This window comes from Sphingomonas sp. DMC6 (genome assembly GCF_056314225.1).
Genome location: NZ_JBQUYT010000004.1, coordinates 414,158 through 433,318 on the forward strand (window position 1 = coordinate 414,158; position 19,161 = coordinate 433,318).

Below are 19,161 nucleotides of genomic sequence, written 5' to 3' on the forward strand. Positions count from 1 at the left end.
TTGCTTTGCAGCAAAAACGGGTAGATGCGCGCGATGAGCAATAGTGTGGCAATCGCCCTGATTTCGGGCGGACTGGATTCGATGGTGTCGGCGGCGCGTGCCCGGGAAGACGGGCACCGGCTGTTTGCATTGTCGATCGATTACAACCAGCGGCATCAGGTGGAGCTGGCTTCCGCGCGGCGGATCGCGGCGATGCTGGGTGCGGAACGCCATGTGGTGCTGCCGCTCGACCTGCGCGCCTTTGGCGGATCCGCGCTGACCGACGATATCGCCGTGCCCAAGACCGGCGTGGGGGAGGACATTCCCGTCACCTATGTGCCGGCGCGCAACACGATCTTCCTGAGCCTGGCACTCGGCTGGGCCGAGGCAGCGGGTGCCCGCGACCTTTATATCGGCGTCAACGCGCTCGATTATTCGGGCTATCCCGATTGCCGGCCGGAATTCATCGCCGAGTTCGAGAAACTGGCCGAAGTGGCGACCAAGGCCGGAGTGGAAGGCGCGCCGTTCCGCATCCGCGCGCCGCTTCAGGATATGACCAAGGCCGATATCGTGCGCGAGGCGGCGCGGCTGGGGCTCGACGCCGGCATGAGCTGGTCCTGCTACGATCCGGCGCCCGGCGGGGTGCATTGCGGCCTGTGCGACAGCTGCCGCCTGCGGATGCGCGGTTTCGAGGAGGCGGGGCTGCCCGATCCGACGATCTACGCCACGCGGCCATGAGCTACGCGGTCAAGGAAATCTTCCTGACGCTGCAGGGCGAAGGCGTGAATGCCGGCGCGCGGGCGGTGTTCGTCCGCTTCGCCGGCTGCAATCTCTGGTCGGGGCGCGAGCAGGACCGGGCGAGCGCGATCTGCCGGTTCTGCGACACCGACTTTGTGGGCGTCGACGGCGCCGGCGGCGGCCGGTTTGCCGATGCGGCGGCGCTGGCGGATATGGTGGCGGAGCATTGGGGGCCGGGCGGCGACCGGCGCTTCGTCGTGCTGACCGGCGGCGAACCCATGCTGCAGGTCGATGATGCACTGGTGGCGGCACTGCATGCGCGGGGCTTCCGCATTGCGATCGAGACCAACGGCACGCTGGCGGTGCATCCCGGCATCGACTGGATCTGCGTCAGCCCCAAGGCGGGCAGCACGGTGGTCCAGCAGCAAGGCGATGAACTGAAGCTGGTATGGCCGCAGGCGGGCATCGACCCGGAGGCGCTGGAGGCATGGGACTTCGCCCATTTCCTGGTGCAGCCGATGGACGATGCGGCGGCGGCAGCGAATGCGCAGGCCGCGATCGATCTTGCGCTGGCGCGGCCGCGCTGGCGGCTGACGCTTCAGAACCACAAGACGCTGGGGCTGCGCTGATCGGGCGCAGCCCCGGCGGGGTTATTCGGGCAGGCGGCCGCACTTGCGCGGCTGATATTCCTCACGCCGCCAGCAGCGCTCATTGCCGAAGGGCGGCAGCGGGCGCATGCCGGGCATGATGATCGCGGTGCGACGGCTGCGGAAATATTGCTCGCCCCAGGCGGCGAGGCTGGCGCGCAGCTCCCGCATCCGGGCGGCCGCTACGTCTCCCAACTTGCCCCGCGGCGCGAACACCGCGTCCTGGCCGATTGCGGCCGCAGTCTGGCAAAAAGAAAGCTGTCCTGAGACAGTCGAGAAACCAGAATAAACGCGCGTCCCGAAACGATCAAATTCCGTATCGGCGACTTTTTTATTCTTGTTGGTTCTTGTAAAATATTTTTGGACCGTTTCGAGTGAATTGGCCAGTTCTACCTTGTGATCGCGCAGTACTGCCTGATAGCTTTCCAGGCTGAGCAGCGTCGGCGAAAATGCGCATTGCAGTGCAGCAACGTTGAGTGCCGCGCGGAGATTCCACACCAGCGCCGCGCGCAATTCCGCCTGCGTTGCGCCGGGCAGCGCGGGGCCGGTCATCCCGGGTTCCTCGCCGGTGACCGGCGCGGCCGAAAGGTCGACAGGTTTCAGGAAGAACTGCGCCGAGGCGGGCGTGGAAAAGCAGAAAACAGCCGCGATCGCGGCGGTGAAGGCAATAGGCCGAACGAGCATTCCGCCCCTCATAATTGTCATGAAACCGCTCGTAGGGCGTTTCGATTCGTCGCCCAAGCCCCTTTTTTCCGGCGGGATTCGATTATGCGGTGAATTGCGGATTTTGTGCCGCGCCCCAGCGGGGGCGACCGGGGCCGGAAATGGAAAGGGGCCGCCCGGTCGCCCGGACGGCCCCTTCGAAACACGCTTTCGCGCGATGATTACATCGCGTTGCCAGCGACGTTGGCAGTGCCGTTGTCGGCGGCGTTGTCAGCCGGGGTCTCAACGTTGCCAACCATCGCGTCGGTCGCGCCATTGTCCGGAGCAACGACTTCGGTGGTGTTGTTGACAGCCGTGGTCTCGTTGTTGGTGCACGCCGAGGCCAGGAGGGCCGCACCGGCGATCATCGAACCAGCAACGATCTTCGAAAGGACTGCACGCATTTAGATAGCTCCCTAGATAGTGGATTTGGACGACGGTTTACGCCGTTAATACCCAAACCGGACTGGACATTAGACGGTTCGGGGCACACCCTCAAGACTCGATTTCACTCGGTGCAAGCCAGACCGTCTAAAAATGGCAAAAATGTGGCCCCCAACGCGGCGTCGAATCGATCCGCCGCAATCGGGCGCCCCAGAGCCGCAGCGCTCGTAACGGGATATTCGGCGATCCCGCAAGGGACGATTCCCGCGAAATGGGTAAGATCGGGATCCAGGTTCACGGCAAAGCCGTGCAGCGTGACCCATTGGCGGATGCGAACGCCGATTGCGCCGATCTTGGCCTCCTGACCCCGATCGAGGGTCCAGATGCCGATCCGGCCCGGTGCGCGGAACGCCTCAATGCCGCATTCCCCCAGCGCCGCGATCACCCAGCCTTCGATGGCATGGACATAGTTGCGCACATCGCGCCGCCGCTTGCGCAGGTCGAGCACGACATAGCCGATCCGCTGGCCGGGGCCGTGATAGGTGTAGCGCCCGCCGCGGCCGGCGCGGTGCACCGGAAAGCGCGGATCGAGCATCTCGACCGGATCTGCACTGGTGCCGGCGGTATAGACTGCGGGGTGTTCGAGCAGCCAGACCAGTTCGCGCGCGGCGCCCGCCGTTACCGCGGCGGCGCGTGCCTCCATGGTCTGCAGGGCCTCACCATAGTCCACCTGCTGCGGCTCGACCCGCCATTCGATATCCTGTTGCATCACATGTTGCATCACAAGGGGCCGATTGCGCCGATCCGTCGCCCAGCGCAAGCATTGGCAAGCCCGGCGGCGGGGGCTAACAGGCAGGAAGCCGACAAGGGGTGCAGGCATATGGTGAAGATGGGAACCGTCTGGGATCGGACGGTCGAGTTTCTGGGCGACAATCTCGGCACGATCCTGCCGACGGCGCTGCTCGCGTTCTTCGTGCCTGCCTCGATCACCATCAATCTGGATGTGGTGATCCGCTCCGCGTCGCGCATGCTGGCTGCACAACTGACGCTCCTCGAACTGCTCTTCGCATTCGTTTCGATCTGGGGAACGCTGACGATTACCGGTCTTGCGATCGGTACGCAGGGGCAGCGTGCCGGGGCAGTGGCGCGGCAGCGGCTGTTTGCGGCGCTGGCGCAGAGCATATTGCTGGGGGTGGGCATTGCCCTGCTGGCGCTGCCGGCAGTCGTCATCCTCGCCATAGGGGGCGTCGACTTCACTGCGGTCGGGCGGGGCGTGGCGCCGCAGATCGCACCCGCCGCCGCCCTGGCCGTCAGCCTCTACTCGATCCTGGCCCTCGTCATCGGCATCTGGCTGGTTTCGCGCTTCTCGATCGCGCAGGCGGTTCTGGTGCAGGAAGGCGGGGCGCTGCGCTCGCTGGCGCGCGCCTGGGCGCTGACGCGCGGTTATGCGCTGCGTATCGCTGGCGTGCTGATCCTGCTCGGCGTGCTGGCGGCGGTGTGTCGGCTGGCGGCATCCACGGTCTTTGGCAGCGTGTTTGCACTGCTTATCGGCAACGATTCGGAAGGCCTTTCGTTGGCGAGCGTTCTGACGTCGATCGTGACGGCAGCGGTACAGGCGAGTTTCATGGCGGTTTTCGCAGTTTTTCTGGCCAAGCTATATGTCGCGCTGGCCGCCCGGGCGCCGCTGGAAGACGAGGTGCTTGCCGCGTGACCTTGCGATTTACGGAACTGTTTGTCGAAGCCGGAGCCTTGTGGCGCGCGGAGCGCCAGCTGTTGCTGCGGATCGCCGGCGTGTTCTTCGTGCTGCCGATGCTGGGGATCATTCTGCTGATAGCCAATGCCGGCATTCCTAGCAACGTGCCAGCCGAGCAGCTGAGCGAAGCGTTCAACGCCTTCTACGCGCGGTTCACTCAGGCCAATCTGGTGCCGCTGGCGCTTTCCAATTTTGCCATGGATTACGGCATTTTCGCCGTACTGACGCTCTATCTGCAACGCGACGGACGCACGCTGGGTGCCGTGCTGGCCGATAGCCTGCGCCGCCTGTTTCCGTTTCTGGTGCTCGATCTGCTGATCGGGCTGGTCCTTTCACTCGGCCTGTCGCTGTTCGTGTTGCCGGGGCTGTTCCTGTTCGCGCGCACCTGGCTGGCCGCGCCCGCCTATGCCGCCGAGCCGCAAGCGGGCCTGGTGTCGGCGGTGCGCGAGGGCTGGCGACGCAGCCGGGGTATGGGCTGGCTGGTGATATTGTTTGCGAGCGGTGCGGTTCTGGTCGCCGGGGTTGCGGCATTGGCGATCGTCAGCGCTTTGACCGGGCTGATCGGCACTGCAATCGGCGGCGGGCAGGTGGCGGAAGCGATCAGCTTTGTCGCGCTGTCGATCGTCGCCGGGCTCGTCTGGGCGGCGCTTACGGTGCTGCGCGCTGCCGCCTATCGGGTAACGGGGCCCAGACAGGGAATGTGAGGTGCCGTGTCGGGCGGCAGCACCCCGGCGATGCGCGGATCGACGAACGTCTCGATGGTCCGTTTGTACGGCACGAAACCATGGCGCCGGTAAAAGCCGAGCGCGCCGGGATGGTCGAGCGTGCAGGTGTGCACCCATACGCGCGTCACTTCCTTGCGCCAGGCAAAGGCGAGCGCCTGCGCCATCAGCCAGTTGCCATGGCCCTTGCCCGCAAGTTCGGGCACCAGCCCGAAGAAGGAAAGCTCGCAGGTGTTGGCGACCCGAAAGTCCAGTTCCAGTAGCCCCAGCTCGATGCCCGCCCGATCGACCACCGCATAGATGGCGATGGCGGGATCATCGAGAATCCGGCGCAGCGCCGCGTCCTCCATCACCAGCCGCGAGAACCAGAGCCAGGGCGCGCCGACGCGGCGGAACAGGGCGCGATATTTGTCGTTTGCGGGTGCGGACCAGTGGACGAGGCGGAAGGGCGAGGCCGGTACCGGGCGCGGTTTCGGCCGCTCGAGCATTTCGAGCGAGGTGACGATCGTGGCGATCTGATCGTTGGCGACCGGCAGCAGGCCCATCTCAGCTCCAGGCAGTCAGCGGCGGCAGGCTCATCAGAATCGCGTCGACATTGCCGCCCGTTTTCAGGCCGAACAGCGTGCCGCGATCATAGATCAGGTTGAATTCGGCGTAGCGGCCGCGCCATTCGAGCTGACGCTGGCGATCGGCATCGTCGAACGGCTGATGCATCCGCCGCCGCACCAGCTTCGGGAAAATGTCCAGAAACGCGCGGCCGACATCCTGGGTGAAGGCAAAATCTGCTTCCCACTCGCCTTCCAGATGATCGTAGAAAATGCCGCCGACACCGCGATGCATGTTGCGGTGCGGGATGAAAAAATACTCGTCCGCCCAGGCTTTGAAGCGGGGGTAATAGGCGGGATCGTGCGCGTCGCACGCCGCCTGCAGCCGGGCGTGGAAATCGGCGGTGTCCTCGGCATAGGCGATCGGCGGATTGAGATCGGCGCCGCCGCCGAACCAGCGCTTCGTGGTGGTCAGGAAGCGCGTGTTCATATGCACGGCCGGCACATGCGGATTTGCCATGTGCGCGACCAGGCTGATTCCGGTGGCGAAGAAACGCGGGTCTTCGCCCGCGCCATGGATGGTCTTGGCGAACTCGCCTTCGAATGCGCCGCCGACGGTGGAGACGTTTACGCCGACCTTTTCGAACACGCGGCCCTTCATCACGCCCCGCACGCCGCCGCCGCCGGGTGCGCCGGTCGAGTCGTTGCGATCCCACGGCAGATACTCGAAACGGGCGTCCGAGCCGGCCTCGCGCTCGACCGCCTCGAACTCCGCGCAGATCGAATCGCGCAGGCTTTCGAACCAGTTGCGCGCGCGTTGCTGTTGCTCGTCCAATGCGATCACTGTGGAAATCCCTCCGTCTGGCGCAGCGCCTCCGCCAGACCGATGCCCGCTGCGACGGCAAGGTTCAAGGACCGCAACCCCGGGCGGATGGGGATACGCACCGCAAGATCGGCGCGGTCGTGCACGAAATCGGGCGCGCCGGCACCCTCGGACCCGAACAGCAGCGTGTCGCTGGCCATAAAGCGCGCCTGGGGCAGGGGGATGCCGCCGCGGGTAGTGAACAGCACGATGCGGCCGGGCACGCGCGCGGTGAACGATTCCCAGTCGGCATGGCGGACAATCTCCGCCTGTTCGCCATAGTCCATGGCCGCGCGGCGATGGGCGCGATCACCAAAGGGGAAGCCGAGCGGTTCGATCAGATCGACGGCGACGCTCATGCATGCAGAAAGCCGCAAGATGGTGCCGACGTTACCCGCAATTTCGGGCTGGAAAAGCGCTAGTCGCATGGTGCGCTGCAATAGAACCGGAACGCGCCGCTAGGGAAGCTTGGCATGTTCAATACAGCTCCGACATACGCAAAATCCCTGTTGGCAAAGCTGTCTCGCGCCGTCTATCAACTCGGGCCAAGCCACCGGGGGCACCGGGCGGCATGGGGCGATTGTATCGCTCGCGTCCGATTACCCGCGCATCCGACGCGGTATAGTTCTGAAGTGCAAGGGCTAACGCATGGCAACGCTTGAAGATGGTGTTCCTCCCGAACAGACGGTCGGCTCGGGTGGTGAACTTCTCGCCAATCCCCGCCGCCGCGACTATCTGACCTATGCTGCAACGGCAGTGGCGGCGGTTGGCGCCGGTGTCGTGGTGCTGCCGCTGGTCAACTCGATGAATCCTTCAGCCGACGTACTGGCACTGTCGAGCACCGAGGTTGATCTTTCCAAGATCGAAGCCGGGCAGGCGGTGAAGACGAGCTTCCGCAAGCAGCCGCTTTTCGTTCGCCACCTGACGCCGAGCGAAATCGCCCAGGCCGATGCCGTGCCGATCTCCACCCTGCGCGATCCGCAGACGCTGGAACAGCGCACCAAGGCGGGCAAGAAGCAGTGGCTGATCACGCTGGGCGTGTGCACCCATCTGGGCTGTGTGCCGCTGGGGGCGGGCGAGGGCGAGAATCGCGGGCCGTTCGGCGGCTATTTCTGCCCCTGTCATGGCTCGGCCTATGATACCGCCGGGCGCATCCGCCAGGGGCCGGCACCGAAGAATCTCGAGGTGCCCAAATATGAATTCACGTCAGACACTGTCGTCGTGGTCGGGTGAGGATAGACGAGCATGAGCTTTCCCTGGGCGCGCCATTATGAGCCGAAGAACCCGGTGATGAAGTGGGTGGACGACCGTCTGCCCCTCCCGCGGTTCGTCTATAACGCCATCGGTGCCGGCTATCCGGTGCCGCGCAACCTCAACTATTTCTGGAATTTCGGCGTGCTGGCCGGCGTTGCGCTGGTCGTGCAGATCGTAACGGGCATCGTGCTGGCGATGCATTTCCACAGCTCGGCCGCGGGCGCGTTCGAATCGGTCAACGGTACGATCATGCGCGACGTGAACGCCGGCTGGTTCCTCCGTTTCGCGCACGCCAACGGCGCCAGCATGTTCTTCATCGTGGTCTACATCCACATCTTCCGGGGCCTGCATTACGGATCGTACAAGGCGCCGCGCGAGATGATCTGGCTGCTGGGCGTCGTGATCTTCCTGCTGATGATGGCCACCGCCTTCATGGGCTATGTGCTCCCCTGGGGGCAGATGAGCTTCTGGGGCGCGCAGGTGATCACCGGCTTCTTCTCGGCGATACCGGTGGTGGGCGACTGGATCCGCATCTGGCTGCTCGGCGGCTATGCGCCCGATGACGCCGCGCTCAACCGCTTCTTCTCGCTCCACTATCTGCTGCCGTTCGTGATTGCGGGTGTCATCATCCTGCACATCTGGGCGCTGCACATTCCGGGTTCGAGCAACCCGACCGGCGTGGAAGTGAAGGGCGAGCAGGACACGGTGCCGTTCCACCCCTATTACACCGCGAAGGACGGGTTCGGCGTCGGCGTGTTCCTGATCGTCTTCTCGGTCCTGCTGTTCTTCTACCCGGACTATCTGGGCCACCCGGACAACTACATCCCGGCCAACCCGCTCTCGACGCCCGCGCATATCGTCCCCGAATGGTATTTCTGGCCGTTCTACGCGATCCTGCGCGCCTTCACCGCAGACTTCATCCTGCCGGCGAAGCTGTGGGGCGTGCTGGCGATGTTCGGTTCGATCCTGCTGCTGTTCTTCCTGCCCTGGCTCGATCGCTCGCCGGTGCGCTCGGCAAACTACCGGCCGATGTACCGCGTCGCCTTCTGGGTGCTGGTGCTGGACGTGCTGGTGCTGGGCTGGTGCGGCGGTTCGCCCGCGGAGCCGATGTACGTGATCATCAGCCAGATCGCGGCGGCCTATTATTTCGCACATTTCCTGATCATCGTGCCGATCATCTCGCGGATCGAAACGCCGAAGCCGCTGCCGAACTCGATTACCGAGGCGGTGCTGGGCGGCAAGGGCGGCTCGCGCATCAGCGAAACCGCAGCGACCGCGTAAGGGGCAGGGGGAACCATGACTTCGCTTTTCATTCGCTCGATCAAGTTCCTGATCGGTGGCGTATTCGTAGTCGTGCTGTTGCTGGCTCTTTGGGGCAGCATCTCCGGCCTGATCAAGGATCCGCCCAAGGACACCGCCGAAAAGGTGCTGCACAAGGCACCCAAGGAGCTGGACCTCCCTTCGAACGGGCCGTTCGGCAAGTTCGACCTCGCCCAGCTCCAGCGCGGCTTCAAGGTCTACAAGGAGGTCTGCTCGACCTGCCACTCGCTTAGCCTGGTCGCCTTCCGCAACCTGAAGGACATTGGCTATAGCGACGCGCAGGTGAAGAAGATCGCCAAGGACTGGGGCGCCAAGCAGCCGGTGTTCGACCCCAAGGCAGGCACCTGGGGCGAACGCGACAATGTGCCGTCGGATCATTTCCCGAAGGTCTATTATGCCGGCACCGGCAATCCGCCGGACCTGAGCCTGATCACCAAGGCGCGGCATGAAGGCCCGGCCTATGTCTATTCGCTGCTGACAGGCTATGACGAAAAGCCCGATGCAGAGAAGGCGGCGAAGTTCCCGGACGTGATGAAGACGCCCGAGGGCATGCACTTCAACCCCTATTTCGCGAACCTCAACATCGCGATGCCGCCGCCCTTGACCAGTGACGGGCAGGTGCAGTTCGACGACGGCACCGTCTCGACCAAGGACCAGATGGCGAAGGACGTTGCTGCCTTCCTCGTCTGGACCGCCGAGCCGACGCTGCAGGTACGGCACCAGGTCGGGTTCGCGACGGTGATCTTCTTGCTGTTTGCCACCGGGCTCGCCTATGGCGCGTACCTCACTGTGTGGCGCGGCGTGAAGCATTGATGGACATCGACCAGAACCAGGACATTCGCAGTCTGATTCGCACGATCCCCGACTTTCCGAAGCCGGGGATCATGTTTCGCGACATCACCACGCTGCTGCTTGATGCGGACGGGCTGAAGCGGACCATCCAGCGGATGGCGTCGCAGGTGGCGGGTGAAGTCGACCTGGTGGCGGGCATCGAGGCGCGCGGCTTCCTGTTTGGCGCCGCGCTGGCGATGGAACTGGGCACCGGCGTTCTGCTGGTGCGCAAGGACGGCAAGCTGCCGGGCGCGACCATCGCCGAGGATTATGCGCTGGAATATGGCACCGATCGCATCGCGATCCATGCCGATGCGCTGGCACCCGGCGCCCGTGTGCTGCTGGTCGACGACCTGATCGCCACCGGCGGCACCGCAAGGGCGGCGGTCCGGCTGCTGCGCAAGGCCGGGGCCGAAGTCACCCAGGCCGCGTTCGTGGTCGACCTGCCCGAGCTGGGCGGCGCCGATGCGCTGCGCGGCGAGGGGATCGCCGTTTCCGCGCTGGTCGCGTTTGACGGGCATTGATCGTTCCGTCTCTGGAACTTTTTCGCTGATCCTGCGATATGCCCTTTCAGGGGCGCGGCCATGGGGCATCGCATCGCCCTGCCGCGCGCCTCGGTTAAGGAGCGTAGCAATGCAGAAAAGCTGGAAGGTGTTGATCGGCGCGGCCCTGCTGGGCGGGGCAGCCGCGCTGGGTGGCTGTGCCGATAACGGCTATTATACCACCACCCGTGTCGCAGTGGGATATAATGCCGCCTGGGGCGACCCCTATTGGGGCTGGTATGGCGACTATTATTACCCCGGCACCGGCATCTATGTGTACGACCGCTACCGCCACCGCTACGCATGGAACGAGGTGCAGCGCGGCTATTGGGAGCATCGCCGCGGCGGCTGGCGCGGCGACCCGCACTGGCGCAACAACTGGCACGATTTCCGGGGACGCCGCTGGTAATTATCGCGTCACCTTCGGACCGGCGCCGGTCCTTCCGACCGGCGCGGTTTCGCGGGGAAGCAACCCGTCGAACAGCCGGTTGAGCAGCAGCACGATCGCGCCGCCCGCCAGAGTCGCCACCAGCCGGTCGACCAGCAGCGCGGGATCGTCGGGGTGGTGGATGTCCAGCACCAGCAGGATCAGTGGCGTGGATATCACCGAATAGAGAAGATAGCTGCGGGCGCGCGCCAGCGGCACCAGCGTGGCCAGCCCGCACGCCAGCACCCCCGAGGCGATCGGCGAGGCCGCTGCAGCCACCAGCACCAGCGCCGTCACCGCGACCCCGCCGACCGTACCGATCAACCGCTGGAGCAGCTTGACCGGCAGATGTTCGACCGGCCGCTCGGTCAGCAGCGCGACGGTGAGCAGTATCCAGTAGAAATGATGCGCCGGCCAAAGGTGGCGCAACATGCTGGCGATCTCCAGCCCGATCGCCAGCCGCAGCGGGAATTGCCAGCCGGCCAGCGTGCGCAGTCCTTTCCGGAAATGCGCCCGCAATTGCGCCGGTGTCGGCGGGCGTCGCGTCGCAGCAGGGGCCGGCTCCGCCAGCCGGGCGCGGGGACCGGCGATCAGCGCGCGCAGCACGATGTTCCACAGCGCGCCTGCGCCGAACACCAGCGCCGCATTGCCATGATGCCCGGCCTGGCCGTCGAGGAAGCTCGCGCCCAGCACCGCATAGATGAGGAAGCGGATCGCCGCGCCGCCGACCGGGCGGCTATAGCCCGACACCAGCCCGGCGACCGCCACGAGCAGGATCAGCCCGAGATCGGGGAAGGGCAGGGCCGCAATTGCAGTCGCAGCGAGCACGGCAGCCAGCGCCGGGCCGGCTTGGACGATCGGGTTGGCGGCGCGCTTGCCCGGCTCGGCCGGCGCACCGGCGAGCAGGATCGCGCCGAGGCCGATCAGCAACCCCGTCGAGACTTGCCCCAGCACCAGCCCCACCGCCACGGGCACGGTCATGCCCAGCGCCGCGATCGCGAGCAGCCGGGGCGATGCCGGGGCGCTTCGGTCCACCGACCAGACCCCGTCGAGCAGTGCGGCGGGAAGCTTGGGAAGGATCATGTGCGCACACCTGTGGCCAGTAGGATGGAGGCGGGGCGGCGCCGCGGTTCAGCCCGCATTGGTCGCCGCAGCAGCCCGAATCAATGCCTTGAACGCCGATTCTTCGACGCCATCGCCCTCGCGCAAATCGATCGCGCGGCGTGTGCCAGCGTCGAGGCTGGCGTTGAACAGCCCGGCCGGATCGGCGAGCGCAGCGCCGCGTGTGAAGGTGAGCTTCACCTTGTCGCGATACGTCTCACCGGTGCACAGCACGCCGCCGTGCGACCAGACCGGCACCCCGGCCGGATTGCTCGGCTTTCGCCACTTCACGTCCTCGACCACGTCGGGCAGCGCTTCGTGGATCCAGCGGCGGAGCCGGGCAAGCAACGCCCCGCGCCAGTCGGACAGTGCGGCGATATTGGCATCGACCTCGGCAGAAAAGGACGTGTCGGCCATGATGCGCTCCGTTTCTCGTGGCAGCACTATAGGGCGTTCGGCGCTGCGCGTCTGCGGCCGATATGAGGCGACCCTGTCCTGCGTCGACAGGGAAGGGCAAGGTACGCGCTGCACCCAGATGGTTGCGAACATATAGAGAACATCATGCCATTTGGCAAGTGGCCGGAACCGAACCCACTGGGCGGCGAGACTGTTCTCCGGTCCCGCTTCAGGCGATATCTGCATGATCGTCGAAGTTTAGGAAGTTCACGGATTTGACGGTTCTGTGTTAGATATATTGTACATGAAGCAATTTAAATATAACTCGATGTCATTGTAAATCGACTCGGGGAGACTGGAATGGCGTGGCGTGAGAAACAGGCGTGGCTGTCGCTTGCACTGATGCTGGTGGCCTATGGCATCTATTTTCCGCTGGCGGCGGGCCCCGGGCGGTCGCCGCTCGGCATGCTGGTGCTGTTCGGGAGCATCGCCGGGGCGCAGGCGGTCGCGATGATCGTCGGCAGCATCGTCCTCGCCCTCCAGGCGGGCGGCGAGGCCCGCGCGGCCGCCGATGAACGCGACCGCGCCATCAGCCGGCGGGGTGCCCAGATCGCCTATTTCGTGTTGCTGACCGGCATGATTCTGGTCGGCGTGGTGATGCCGTTCAGCGAACAGGGGTGGCGCATCGTCAATGCTGCGCTGCTGGCGCTGGTTCTGGCAGAGGTCGTTCGCCATGCGGTGATCGTGACGTGCTACCGGCGGGGCTGGCATGGCTGAGGGCAGGATCGCCAACCAGCTCCGCACCCTGCGCTTCCTCGCCGGTGAGATGACGCAGGCCGAACTGGGCGCCCGCATCGGCGTTACCCGCCAGACGATCGCCGCCATCGAACAGGGCAAATATTCGCCCTCGCTGGAGGCGGCGTTCCGGATCGCGAAGGTGTTCGGAAAGCCGCTGGAGGAAGTGTTTCAGTGGGTTGAATGAGGGCGCGCGTCCCCGCTGAGGCGAGGCGTTTGGCTCTTTCGTTCCCCTCCCTGCTCGCAGGGAGGGGCCGGGGGTGGGTCCGCCACCGCAGGTGGCGGGCTCGCTTTCGACAGGGGAGGAGTCTTTTGAGCGCGCCGACGCGCGCACCCACCCCTTTATCCCCTCCCTTTCAGGGAGGGGAGATTCGTCATATGATTTCCCGGGCGATCCCCATAAGCGCCTGCTCGCCCGCAGCAAGCCCGGCCGCGAAGTCCGGTCCCGTGTCGACGAAGGGAATTCCTACCGATGCGCATTCCTCGCGAAGCGTGCGGCTAATCTGGCGGCTGATTTCCAGATACTGGCGGACATGGTCGCGCCCGGTGCGATGGAGCCAGTCGGTGGGTGGGCCGACATGCCGTGCTACTTCCGCCGCCTTACGTTCGATGGCGATGTCGGGATAGCCGAGAAAACAGGCGCGGACCGGCTCGTCGGCTTCCCGGATAAATTCGGCCACCTTTCGCGGGCGCAGATTGACGCCTTCCACAAGATAATCCCGCTGATCCCACAGCGCATGATCGAGAATGGGTGCGATCACAGGCCACATCTGGTCTGCAGTAAGCAGGTCATCGGCGTCGGGCCGAACGCCGAGGGAAGGGGCGCCAAGCGAAAGGCCCATTTTCAGGGCATCCAGCGAGAACCACGGGATGCCGTGGCGTTCGCGCATCCGTCCCGCGAGCATTGATTTCCCGCTGCGGCTGCAGCCCCCGACGATATAGAGCATCGCTATCCTTGTGACTGCGGTCGCATGGCCTGGTAACGATCCTCCCTACCAGAGGCGTTTCACCGCGAACCCGTCAAACACGACTTTGTTCGAAACCAGCATCATATCCTCCGCCTGCGCTTGCGCGATCAGCAGGCGATCGAAAGGATCCTTGTGCGGGATGTGCATCTCACCAGCCATCCGGGCGTGGCGGACACTGATCGCCAGTTCGGTGAAGCCCTGGCCCGCGACGATCGCCTCAAAATCCTGTGCCAGCAACGCCGCCCCCGGCAGCTTGCCGATCCGGAACTTGGTGGCGACCTCCATCGCAGAGGCCGCGCTGACGAAAACGGCGTTCTGCTCGTCGCTGATCGCCTCCAGTGCAGGACGGCTGAGCGCCGCATCGCCCGCCAGCCACCAGATCAATGCGTGCGTGTCGAGCAGCAACCTCAAGCGAGGTTCCACCCTTCCAGTTCTTCGGCGGGGAGCGGCTCATCGAAGCGGGCATCCATAGATACCTTGCCCCGGAGCGCACCAAACTGCCGCCGGCCGCAAGGCGTGACCGGAACCAGCCGGACCGCAGGCACATTGCCGCGCGCGATGACGACATCCCCGCCCGCCAGCGCCTCGGCGATCAGGCGCGAAAGGTTGGTCTTTGCGTCATGTACCGAAAACTGTGCCATAGGGCGCCTCCTTAGCTAATTACATAGCTAAGCGTCTGCTTCGAGACAAGAAGGCAGAGGATCCCGGGCTCACCCCGGGGGCTTCGGCCTTATCCCGCCGCCGGCCGCCGCCCCACCAGCGCGTTGGCGATGAAGGTGAGGACCGGTTCGTCCTTCTGGTTGAAGGTGGTCAGCCGGCTGCGGACGATGCCCATTTCGGGGCGGCTCTGCGAGGCGCGGGCTTCCAGCACTTCGGTTTCGCAGCGGAGCACGTCGCCGGGATAGACCGGGCGCACCCAGCGCAGTTCGTCGATGCCGGCGGCGCCCATGCTGGCGATCGGGTTGGCTTCGTTATACGCGACCAGCATCGCCATGGTCATCGCATTGGTGTGCCAGCCGCTTGCCGCCAGCCGGCCGAAATGCGTCTTCGCCGCCGCCTCGTCGGAGAGGTGGAAGGGCTGGGGATCATATTTGCGGGCGAAGTCGAGCACTTCCTCGCGCGTGACTTCGTAGCGGCCAAAGCTGGCCCGGTCGCCCACCTGGATGTCGTCGAAATAGCGCATGGCGACGAGTTTCGATTAGAAACCCGTCGCTGGCAAGCAGATTAGTGCGTGGCGAGCAGCGCCCGGAACGGTGCGTCGTTGCCGTCCAGCCCCCGCTTTTGCTGTATGCCGAGCAGGTCACGCAGCAGCGGATAGATATCGACATTGTCGAACGCCGGTACACTGCCGTGGCGGAAGGCGGGGCCGGCCGCGACGAACAGGGCGGTCATGTCTGCCGCCTGATTGTCATAGCCATGGTCGCCGCGGGTAAAGGGCTTTTCGGGCAGCTTTTCCTGCACCAGCCAGCCATCGTCGGCGAGGCAGAAGATCGCCGGGATACGCGGGTTGGTGCCATAGCGGAACCGCGCGGGGATTTCGCCCTTGCGCCAGCACTCCATGTGCGGATGGCGACCGAGCAGCGCCTTTTCGACCTCGGCCTCGTGGCCGGGCAGCGGAGTGAGGCTGGCATAGGGGCCGGCCTCCAGCAGGTGATAGCTGTCCGTCGGCAGACCCAGCGTGACGATGCGCGTGTCGCTGGTTTCTGCCATGCCATGGTCGGCGACGATGACGAGATTGGCGGGCTGGCCCAGCGCGGCGAGACCGGCGACCAGTTCGCCGATCCTTTTGTCGACATCGGCGACGACAGCGGTGGTGCGCGCGTCGTTGGGGCCATAGGTGTGGCCGGCAGTGTCGACCGTGTCGAAATAGAGCGTCACGAAGCGCGGGCGGATCGCGGCGGGGCGGCGCATCCAGTCGAGCACCACGTTGACGCGTTGCTCGCCGGTGATCGCCTGGTTGAACTGCAGCCAGTCCGAAGGGCGGGTGCCGCCGGGATAGTCGCCATGGTCGGGTTTGATCACCGGGCTGCCCCAGGCTACGTTCGAGCCGGGCCAGAACACGGTGCCGCTGCGAATGCCCTCCATTTCAGCGTCCACCCAGATCGGCGGCGCGGCGTTCCACCAGAAGGGCGCATCGGTCGCCATGGTGAAGACTTCGTTCGGGCGTGCCGCGTCTTCCATCTTGTTGGCGGTGATGCCGTGATGGTCGGGCACCAGGCCTGTCACCAGCGTCCAGTGGTTGGGGAAGGTCTTGCTGGGGAAGCTGGGGTGCATCGGCCCGCTGATCCCCTGTTCCGCCAGCCGGTTGAGATTGGGGGTGACGCCGCGCTGGAGATAATCCCAGCGGAAGCCGTCGATCGAGACGAGGATCGTCACCGGCGCGCGGGCCTCTGCAACAGCAGGGGCCGGCGCAGGAGCGGGGCTGAGGGCAGGGGCCGTGGCACAGGCCTGGAGCAGGGCAGCAAGCGCCCCGGCGGCGACTTTCGAATACCAGCGCATGGGCGGCTCCATGCGCCGGAATTGTTGCGATGGGAAGACGGGGTGTTGTTCCCCTCCCGCTTGCGGGAGGGGCTGAAACGCTTCGGCACTTCTTCCACATCAGTCCTTCCCCCGACCCCTCCCGCAAACGGGAGGGGAGCGCGTGGGGTGAGGGTGATCCGTCCGGTTACTGCCCCAGCGCCAGCCTCGCAAACACCGTCGTGCTTACCGGCGCCGTGCCATAGGCGGCGTTCAGCGCCTGCGGCTTGGCATAGGCCGCCACCGATCCGCCCAGTGCCAGTTCGGCCTTGTCGGCGATCGGGATACGATAGGCATAGCCGCCCTCGAACCGCGTCACCCGGAATTTCCGGTCGTGGAGGGGATCGGCATGGTCGGGGAACAGCTCGTCATTGGCGACATTCTCGATGCGGCCGAACAGGCTGTGGTGGCGGGAGAGATCCCAGGTGGCCTCGGCAGTAAAGGCGCTCAGCACCGGGCCGGGGATGCGATTCTTGGCGGCATAGGCGACCATCGCGGACAGGGGGCCGTTCGCATAATGGAGGCTGGCGGTGGTGCGCTGCTCGTCCTCGCCGGGATGGGTGACTTCGGGCTGGTGGAGGCGACCGGTCGAAACCTGTGCCAGCCAATGGTCGGAGGGAGCCCAGCTTGCCCGCACGCTCCAGCTATTCAGGCGGATGGGGTCGATGTCCCAGCGATGCTCGTCGGGCTCGCGGCCGTTGAACCACGAGCCTTCGATCTGGACGCGGCCCGCCTGCACACCGCCGGTAACGACGCCATAGGTTATGTGGCTGCTGTCGAACCAGTGGTGCGAAATCGGCGAGAGCGCGAAATAGCGGCCCGAGCGGCGGTGCATGAAGGCGCTCGGCCCCAGCGCGGGTTCGGCGACCGGGCCGCCATAGACGAAGCTGCGCACGCCGGGGGCAAGCGGTGTGTCGATGCGGGCGCTGAGTTCCATGAACAGGTCGTGCGGGTGCTGGCGGTCGACCAGCGGCACGCCGTTCGCGGTCTCTCCGCCGGCGAACAGATTGGGGTAGCCGCGCTCGCCCATGGCGGGTTCCAGGCTCATCATCGTGCGGAGCTGGAGCGTGGTACCGCCGGCGAAAGCGCGGGTGGCACTGAGCATCGCCATCGATTCGACAAAGGCTTCGTCGTCACCGCGCTTGCCGCCCTGATCGGTATAGACGCCCCAGGCATAACCATGCGCCATCACCATCCAGTCGCCGGTAGTGAGGTGGACGCCGCGCATCGGCCCATCGGCTTGCGGCAGCAGCGCCGTGCCCGATCCGGCGCTGGCGTGATCGGAGCCGCCCATGCGCATTGGCGGCATCGGCTGGTCGCTGTCCATGGTCATGCCGGGCATGCCGGCCATGTCGTGCATACTGTGATCCTCCTGCGCCAGCGCGGGGACCGGGGTCAGCAGAGCGAGCGTGACAAGGGCAGTACGCAACGGTTCAAACTCCCATCGGGCGCGCGAGCATCCAGATGCCCATCGCGATCATCATCAGGTTTTCGGTGAGCGAGACGAAGCCGAGCGGCACATTGCTGTCGCCGCCGACACAGGCGCACTTAAGGTCGCGCCGCTCGATATAGACCGCCTTGAAGACCGACACCGCGCCGACGCCGCCGATGACGAGTGCGAGCGGGGCGGAGAACCAGGTCAGCAGGTTCGCGGTCATCAACAGCCCTGCCGCCGCCTCGGCAAAGGGATAGAGCGTCGCATGAGGCACCCAGCGCCGGGCGAGCAGGTCATAGCCGAGGAACATCGTCGCAAAGCCCGACACGTCGCGCAGCTTGAGCATCGCGAGCAGGACCATCGAAAAGCTGATGAACCATTCCCCTGCGCGGAGCGTGAAGGGCGTGGCATAGACCGCCTGGCTGACCGCGAGTGCCAGCAGCGCCGCCATCGCGAACAGCGCGATGACCGGGCGATAGGTCTTGGCCTTGGGATCGCGGACCTTGAGGCCCAGGAAGCGGCGGAGGTCGTCGTAGCCGCCGATGCGGCGGTCGCCGATGAAGATCTGCGGCGTGGTGGCGACGGCGTGCCGCGCCTTGAATGCGTCGGTCTCCTCGCGCGTCGTCAGGTGGCGGTCGTCGACCGTATAACCGTGGCTGCGGAGCAGATGGAGCGCACGCAAGCCCCACGGGCAGACATGCTTTTCCATCACCATGCGATACAGAATTGCGCTTTTATCTGAGGCGGATGCCATGATGCTTTCCTTGGGTCCGCACCCCATATAGGGTCCGTACCATGGTACGGAGTCAAGGCATGGCATCGCTGACGATCGGAAAATTCGCTGAAGCGTGCGGGGTGGGGGTGGAGACGATCCGCTATTATCAGCGGCGCGGCCTGATCCCGACGCCGCCGCGGGCCAGCGGCCCCGATGCGGGGGTGCGCCGCTATGGCGAGACGGACCTTCGCCGGCTGCGCTTCATCCGCGCCGCGCAAGCCGCTGGGTTTACGCTGGAGCAGATCGGCGAGTTGATGGAACTGGACGCGACGGACGATCGCGCGCGTGCCCGGGCGCTGGCGCGTGAGCAGATCGCGGCGCTGGATGCGAAAATCGCGGAGCTGAAGTCTGCCCGCGACGCGCTGGCGCGGCTGGCGCGGGAATGCGGATCGGGCCGCGCGGGGCCATGCCCGATCCTGACGGCGTTTGAGGGGTGAGGGCAACGATTCCCCTCCCTGCCAGCAGGGA

27 protein-coding genes are annotated in these 19,161 nt (G+C 65.5%); 12 read left to right on the forward strand and 15 right to left on the reverse strand.

The annotated features are described in order from the left end of the window. Positions 1 to 33: 33 nt before the first annotated feature. A complete protein-coding gene (gene queC / locus ACT53M_RS12480) occupies positions 34 to 717 on the forward strand; it encodes a 7-cyano-7-deazaguanine synthase QueC (RefSeq protein WP_476233730.1) in 684 nt (227 codons plus the stop codon). Next, a complete protein-coding gene (gene queE, locus ACT53M_RS12485; RefSeq protein WP_476233731.1) occupies positions 714 to 1,346 on the forward strand; it encodes a 7-carboxy-7-deazaguanine synthase in 633 nt (210 codons plus the stop codon). Before queC ends, queE begins: the two co-directional genes overlap by 4 nt. A gap of 21 nt (positions 1,347 to 1,367) precedes the next feature. On the opposite strand, the gene ACT53M_RS12490 is transcribed toward queE, so the two are convergent. From ACT53M_RS12490 to lipB, 3 genes are all read right to left on the reverse strand, one after another. Continuing rightward, positions 1,368 to 2,105 carry a hypothetical protein gene (locus ACT53M_RS12490; protein WP_476233732.1) on the reverse strand — a complete coding sequence of 246 codons (738 nt, stop codon included), beginning with the start codon at positions 2,103 to 2,105 and terminating at the stop codon, positions 1,368 to 1,370. A 143-nt stretch (positions 2,106 to 2,248) separates the two neighbouring features. Further along, entirely contained in the window at positions 2,249 to 2,470 is a 222-nt protein-coding gene (locus ACT53M_RS12495) for a hypothetical protein (RefSeq protein ID WP_476229781.1), read from the reverse strand. 104 nt (positions 2,471 to 2,574) lie between these two features. Next, entirely contained in the window at positions 2,575 to 3,219 is a 645-nt protein-coding gene (gene lipB / locus ACT53M_RS12500) for a lipoyl(octanoyl) transferase LipB (protein WP_476233733.1), read from the reverse strand. Between the two features lie 111 nt (positions 3,220 to 3,330). Here lipB and ACT53M_RS12505 point away from each other — a divergent pair, with 111 nt between their 5' ends. Together ACT53M_RS12505 and ACT53M_RS12510 are read left to right on the forward strand one after the other, a co-directional pair. Then, on the forward strand, positions 3,331 to 4,161 hold the full coding sequence (locus ACT53M_RS12505) for a hypothetical protein (RefSeq protein WP_476233735.1): 831 nt from the start codon (positions 3,331 to 3,333) through the stop codon (positions 4,159 to 4,161). Beyond that, on the forward strand, positions 4,158 to 4,907 hold the full coding sequence (locus tag ACT53M_RS12510) for a hypothetical protein (RefSeq protein ID WP_476233737.1): 750 nt from the start codon (positions 4,158 to 4,160) through the stop codon (positions 4,905 to 4,907). Before ACT53M_RS12505 ends, ACT53M_RS12510 begins: the two co-directional genes overlap by 4 nt. Here the strand turns inward: ACT53M_RS12510 and ACT53M_RS12515 are convergent. The 3 genes from ACT53M_RS12515 to ACT53M_RS12525 are packed head-to-tail and all read right to left on the reverse strand — an operon-like array spanning position 4,874 to position 6,760. Continuing rightward, positions 4,874 to 5,470 carry a GNAT family N-acetyltransferase gene (locus ACT53M_RS12515; protein WP_476233739.1) on the reverse strand — a complete coding sequence of 199 codons (597 nt, stop codon included), beginning with the start codon at positions 5,468 to 5,470 and terminating at the stop codon, positions 4,874 to 4,876. The two genes, ACT53M_RS12510 and ACT53M_RS12515, sit on opposite strands and share 34 nt — an antisense overlap. Position 5,471: 1 nt before the next feature. Continuing rightward, positions 5,472 to 6,314, reverse strand: coding sequence for an oxygen-dependent coproporphyrinogen oxidase (gene hemF / locus ACT53M_RS12520; protein ID WP_476233740.1), 843 nt, complete (start codon positions 6,312 to 6,314; stop codon positions 5,472 to 5,474). Beyond that, complete coding sequence (locus tag ACT53M_RS12525; RefSeq protein WP_476233741.1) at positions 6,311 to 6,760, reverse strand: tRNA (cytidine(34)-2'-O)-methyltransferase; 450 nt, start codon at positions 6,758 to 6,760, stop codon at positions 6,311 to 6,313. The genes hemF and ACT53M_RS12525 overlap by 4 nt, the downstream gene beginning before the upstream one ends. A gap of 220 nt (positions 6,761 to 6,980) precedes the next feature. Here ACT53M_RS12525 and petA point away from each other — a divergent pair, with 220 nt between their 5' ends. The 5 genes from petA to ACT53M_RS12550 all read left to right on the forward strand — a co-directional run bounded on the left by petA (position 6,981) and on the right by ACT53M_RS12550 (position 10,688). Further along, positions 6,981 to 7,565: a ubiquinol-cytochrome c reductase iron-sulfur subunit gene (gene petA, locus ACT53M_RS12530; protein WP_476233742.1), complete on the forward strand. Its 585-nt coding sequence runs from the start codon at positions 6,981 to 6,983 to the stop codon at positions 7,563 to 7,565. A gap of 12 nt (positions 7,566 to 7,577) precedes the next feature. Next, positions 7,578 to 8,867: a cytochrome b gene (locus tag ACT53M_RS12535; RefSeq protein ID WP_476233743.1), complete on the forward strand. Its 1,290-nt coding sequence runs from the start codon at positions 7,578 to 7,580 to the stop codon at positions 8,865 to 8,867. Positions 8,868 to 8,882: 15 nt separating this feature from the next. Beyond that, the gene (locus tag ACT53M_RS12540; protein ID WP_476233744.1) at positions 8,883 to 9,719 is read left to right on the forward strand and encodes a cytochrome c1; all 837 of its coding nucleotides are present in this window, start codon (positions 8,883 to 8,885) and stop codon (positions 9,717 to 9,719) included. Beyond that, the gene (locus ACT53M_RS12545; RefSeq protein ID WP_476233845.1) at positions 9,719 to 10,261 is read left to right on the forward strand and encodes an adenine phosphoribosyltransferase; all 543 of its coding nucleotides are present in this window, start codon (positions 9,719 to 9,721) and stop codon (positions 10,259 to 10,261) included. The genes ACT53M_RS12540 and ACT53M_RS12545 overlap by 1 nt, the downstream gene beginning before the upstream one ends. A gap of 109 nt (positions 10,262 to 10,370) precedes the next feature. Then, complete coding sequence (locus tag ACT53M_RS12550; protein ID WP_476229770.1) at positions 10,371 to 10,688, forward strand: hypothetical protein; 318 nt, start codon at positions 10,371 to 10,373, stop codon at positions 10,686 to 10,688. Here ACT53M_RS12550 and ACT53M_RS12555 read toward each other — a convergent pair whose 3' ends face one another. Both ACT53M_RS12555 and ACT53M_RS12560 read right to left on the reverse strand, forming a co-directional pair. Next, the gene (locus ACT53M_RS12555; protein ID WP_476233745.1) at positions 10,689 to 11,789 is read right to left on the reverse strand and encodes an FUSC family protein; all 1,101 of its coding nucleotides are present in this window, start codon (positions 11,787 to 11,789) and stop codon (positions 10,689 to 10,691) included. A gap of 48 nt (positions 11,790 to 11,837) precedes the next feature. Further along, positions 11,838 to 12,224 carry a DUF1801 domain-containing protein gene (locus ACT53M_RS12560; protein WP_476233746.1) on the reverse strand — a complete coding sequence of 129 codons (387 nt, stop codon included), beginning with the start codon at positions 12,222 to 12,224 and terminating at the stop codon, positions 11,838 to 11,840. A 339-nt stretch (positions 12,225 to 12,563) separates the two neighbouring features. Here ACT53M_RS12560 and ACT53M_RS12565 point away from each other — a divergent pair, with 339 nt between their 5' ends. Both ACT53M_RS12565 and ACT53M_RS12570 read left to right on the forward strand, forming a co-directional pair. Further along, entirely contained in the window at positions 12,564 to 12,980 is a 417-nt protein-coding gene (locus ACT53M_RS12565) for a DUF2178 domain-containing protein (RefSeq protein ID WP_476233747.1), read from the forward strand. Then, complete coding sequence (locus tag ACT53M_RS12570) at positions 12,973 to 13,185, forward strand: helix-turn-helix transcriptional regulator (RefSeq protein ID WP_476229766.1); 213 nt, start codon at positions 12,973 to 12,975, stop codon at positions 13,183 to 13,185. The genes ACT53M_RS12565 and ACT53M_RS12570 overlap by 8 nt, the downstream gene beginning before the upstream one ends. A 187-nt stretch (positions 13,186 to 13,372) precedes the next feature. Here the strand turns inward: ACT53M_RS12570 and ACT53M_RS12575 are convergent, their stop codons facing one another. From ACT53M_RS12575 to ACT53M_RS12605, 7 genes are all read right to left on the reverse strand, one after another. Then, complete coding sequence (locus ACT53M_RS12575; RefSeq protein WP_476233748.1) at positions 13,373 to 13,888, reverse strand: hypothetical protein; 516 nt, start codon at positions 13,886 to 13,888, stop codon at positions 13,373 to 13,375. Positions 13,889 to 13,990: 102 nt separating this feature from the next. Continuing rightward, a complete protein-coding gene (locus tag ACT53M_RS12580) occupies positions 13,991 to 14,377 on the reverse strand; it encodes a type II toxin-antitoxin system VapC family toxin (RefSeq protein WP_476233749.1) in 387 nt (128 codons plus the stop codon). Beyond that, positions 14,374 to 14,607, reverse strand: a complete 234-nt coding sequence (locus ACT53M_RS12585) for a type II toxin-antitoxin system Phd/YefM family antitoxin (RefSeq protein ID WP_476229763.1) — start codon at positions 14,605 to 14,607, stop codon at positions 14,374 to 14,376. The genes ACT53M_RS12580 and ACT53M_RS12585 overlap by 4 nt, the downstream gene beginning before the upstream one ends. Positions 14,608 to 14,696: 89 nt before the next feature. Continuing rightward, complete coding sequence (locus ACT53M_RS12590; RefSeq protein WP_476233750.1) at positions 14,697 to 15,149, reverse strand: MaoC family dehydratase; 453 nt, start codon at positions 15,147 to 15,149, stop codon at positions 14,697 to 14,699. A gap of 41 nt (positions 15,150 to 15,190) precedes the next feature. Continuing rightward, positions 15,191 to 16,465 carry an alkaline phosphatase family protein gene (locus ACT53M_RS12595; protein WP_476233752.1) on the reverse strand — a complete coding sequence of 425 codons (1,275 nt, stop codon included), beginning with the start codon at positions 16,463 to 16,465 and terminating at the stop codon, positions 15,191 to 15,193. A 166-nt stretch (positions 16,466 to 16,631) separates the two neighbouring features. Further along, entirely contained in the window at positions 16,632 to 17,912 is a 1,281-nt protein-coding gene (locus ACT53M_RS12600; RefSeq protein ID WP_476233754.1) for a hypothetical protein, read from the reverse strand. Between the two features lie 4 nt (positions 17,913 to 17,916). After that, positions 17,917 to 18,672, reverse strand: coding sequence for a glutaredoxin family protein (locus ACT53M_RS12605; RefSeq protein WP_476229759.1), 756 nt, complete (start codon positions 18,670 to 18,672; stop codon positions 17,917 to 17,919). Positions 18,673 to 18,731: 59 nt separating this feature from the next. Between ACT53M_RS12605 and ACT53M_RS12610 the strand changes: the two genes are divergently transcribed. Continuing rightward, a complete protein-coding gene (locus ACT53M_RS12610) occupies positions 18,732 to 19,130 on the forward strand; it encodes a MerR family transcriptional regulator (protein ID WP_476229758.1) in 399 nt (132 codons plus the stop codon). Positions 19,131 to 19,161: the final 31 nt, after the last annotated feature.

Bases quoted from the DNA above. Each gene is read 5' to 3' on its own strand.
- ACT53M_RS12535 (WP_476233743.1), top strand. From the start codon at position 7,578: ATGAGCTTTCCCTGGGCGCGCCATTATGAGCCGAAGAACCCGGTGATG.
- petA (WP_476233742.1), top strand. From the start codon at position 6,981: ATGGCAACGCTTGAAGATGGTGTTCCTCCCGAACAGACGGTCGGCTCG.
- ACT53M_RS12575 (WP_476233748.1), bottom strand. From the start codon at position 13,888: ATGCGCGAACGCCACGGCATCCCGTGGTTCTCGCTGGATGCCCTGAAA.
- ACT53M_RS12545 (WP_476233845.1), top strand. From the start codon at position 9,719: ATGGACATCGACCAGAACCAGGACATTCGCAGTCTGATTCGCACGATC.
- lipB (WP_476233733.1), bottom strand. From the start codon at position 3,219: ATGCAACAGGATATCGAATGGCGGGTCGAGCCGCAGCAGGTGGACTAT.
- ACT53M_RS12495 (WP_476229781.1), bottom strand. From the start codon at position 2,470: ATGCGTGCAGTCCTTTCGAAGATCGTTGCTGGTTCGATGATCGCCGGT.
- ACT53M_RS12570 (WP_476229766.1), top strand. From the start codon at position 12,973: ATGGCTGAGGGCAGGATCGCCAACCAGCTCCGCACCCTGCGCTTCCTC.
- ACT53M_RS12585 (WP_476229763.1), bottom strand. From the start codon at position 14,607: ATGGCACAGTTTTCGGTACATGACGCAAAGACCAACCTTTCGCGCCTG.
- ACT53M_RS12605 (WP_476229759.1), bottom strand. From the start codon at position 18,672: ATGGCATCCGCCTCAGATAAAAGCGCAATTCTGTATCGCATGGTGATG.
- ACT53M_RS12555 (WP_476233745.1), bottom strand. From the start codon at position 11,789: ATGATCCTTCCCAAGCTTCCCGCCGCACTGCTCGACGGGGTCTGGTCG.
- queE (WP_476233731.1), top strand. From the start codon at position 714: ATGAGCTACGCGGTCAAGGAAATCTTCCTGACGCTGCAGGGCGAAGGC.
- queC (WP_476233730.1), top strand. From the start codon at position 34: ATGAGCAATAGTGTGGCAATCGCCCTGATTTCGGGCGGACTGGATTCG.
- ACT53M_RS12590 (WP_476233750.1), bottom strand. From the start codon at position 15,149: ATGCGCTATTTCGACGACATCCAGGTGGGCGACCGGGCCAGCTTTGGC.
- ACT53M_RS12540 (WP_476233744.1), top strand. From the start codon at position 8,883: ATGACTTCGCTTTTCATTCGCTCGATCAAGTTCCTGATCGGTGGCGTA.
- ACT53M_RS12610 (WP_476229758.1), top strand. From the start codon at position 18,732: ATGGCATCGCTGACGATCGGAAAATTCGCTGAAGCGTGCGGGGTGGGG.
- ACT53M_RS12505 (WP_476233735.1), top strand. From the start codon at position 3,331: ATGGTGAAGATGGGAACCGTCTGGGATCGGACGGTCGAGTTTCTGGGC.
- ACT53M_RS12595 (WP_476233752.1), bottom strand. From the start codon at position 16,465: ATGCGCTGGTATTCGAAAGTCGCCGCCGGGGCGCTTGCTGCCCTGCTC.
- ACT53M_RS12515 (WP_476233739.1), bottom strand. From the start codon at position 5,470: ATGGGCCTGCTGCCGGTCGCCAACGATCAGATCGCCACGATCGTCACC.
- ACT53M_RS12550 (WP_476229770.1), top strand. From the start codon at position 10,371: ATGCAGAAAAGCTGGAAGGTGTTGATCGGCGCGGCCCTGCTGGGCGGG.
- ACT53M_RS12565 (WP_476233747.1), top strand. From the start codon at position 12,564: ATGGCGTGGCGTGAGAAACAGGCGTGGCTGTCGCTTGCACTGATGCTG.
- ACT53M_RS12560 (WP_476233746.1), bottom strand. From the start codon at position 12,224: ATGGCCGACACGTCCTTTTCTGCCGAGGTCGATGCCAATATCGCCGCA.
- ACT53M_RS12525 (WP_476233741.1), bottom strand. From the start codon at position 6,760: ATGCGACTAGCGCTTTTCCAGCCCGAAATTGCGGGTAACGTCGGCACC.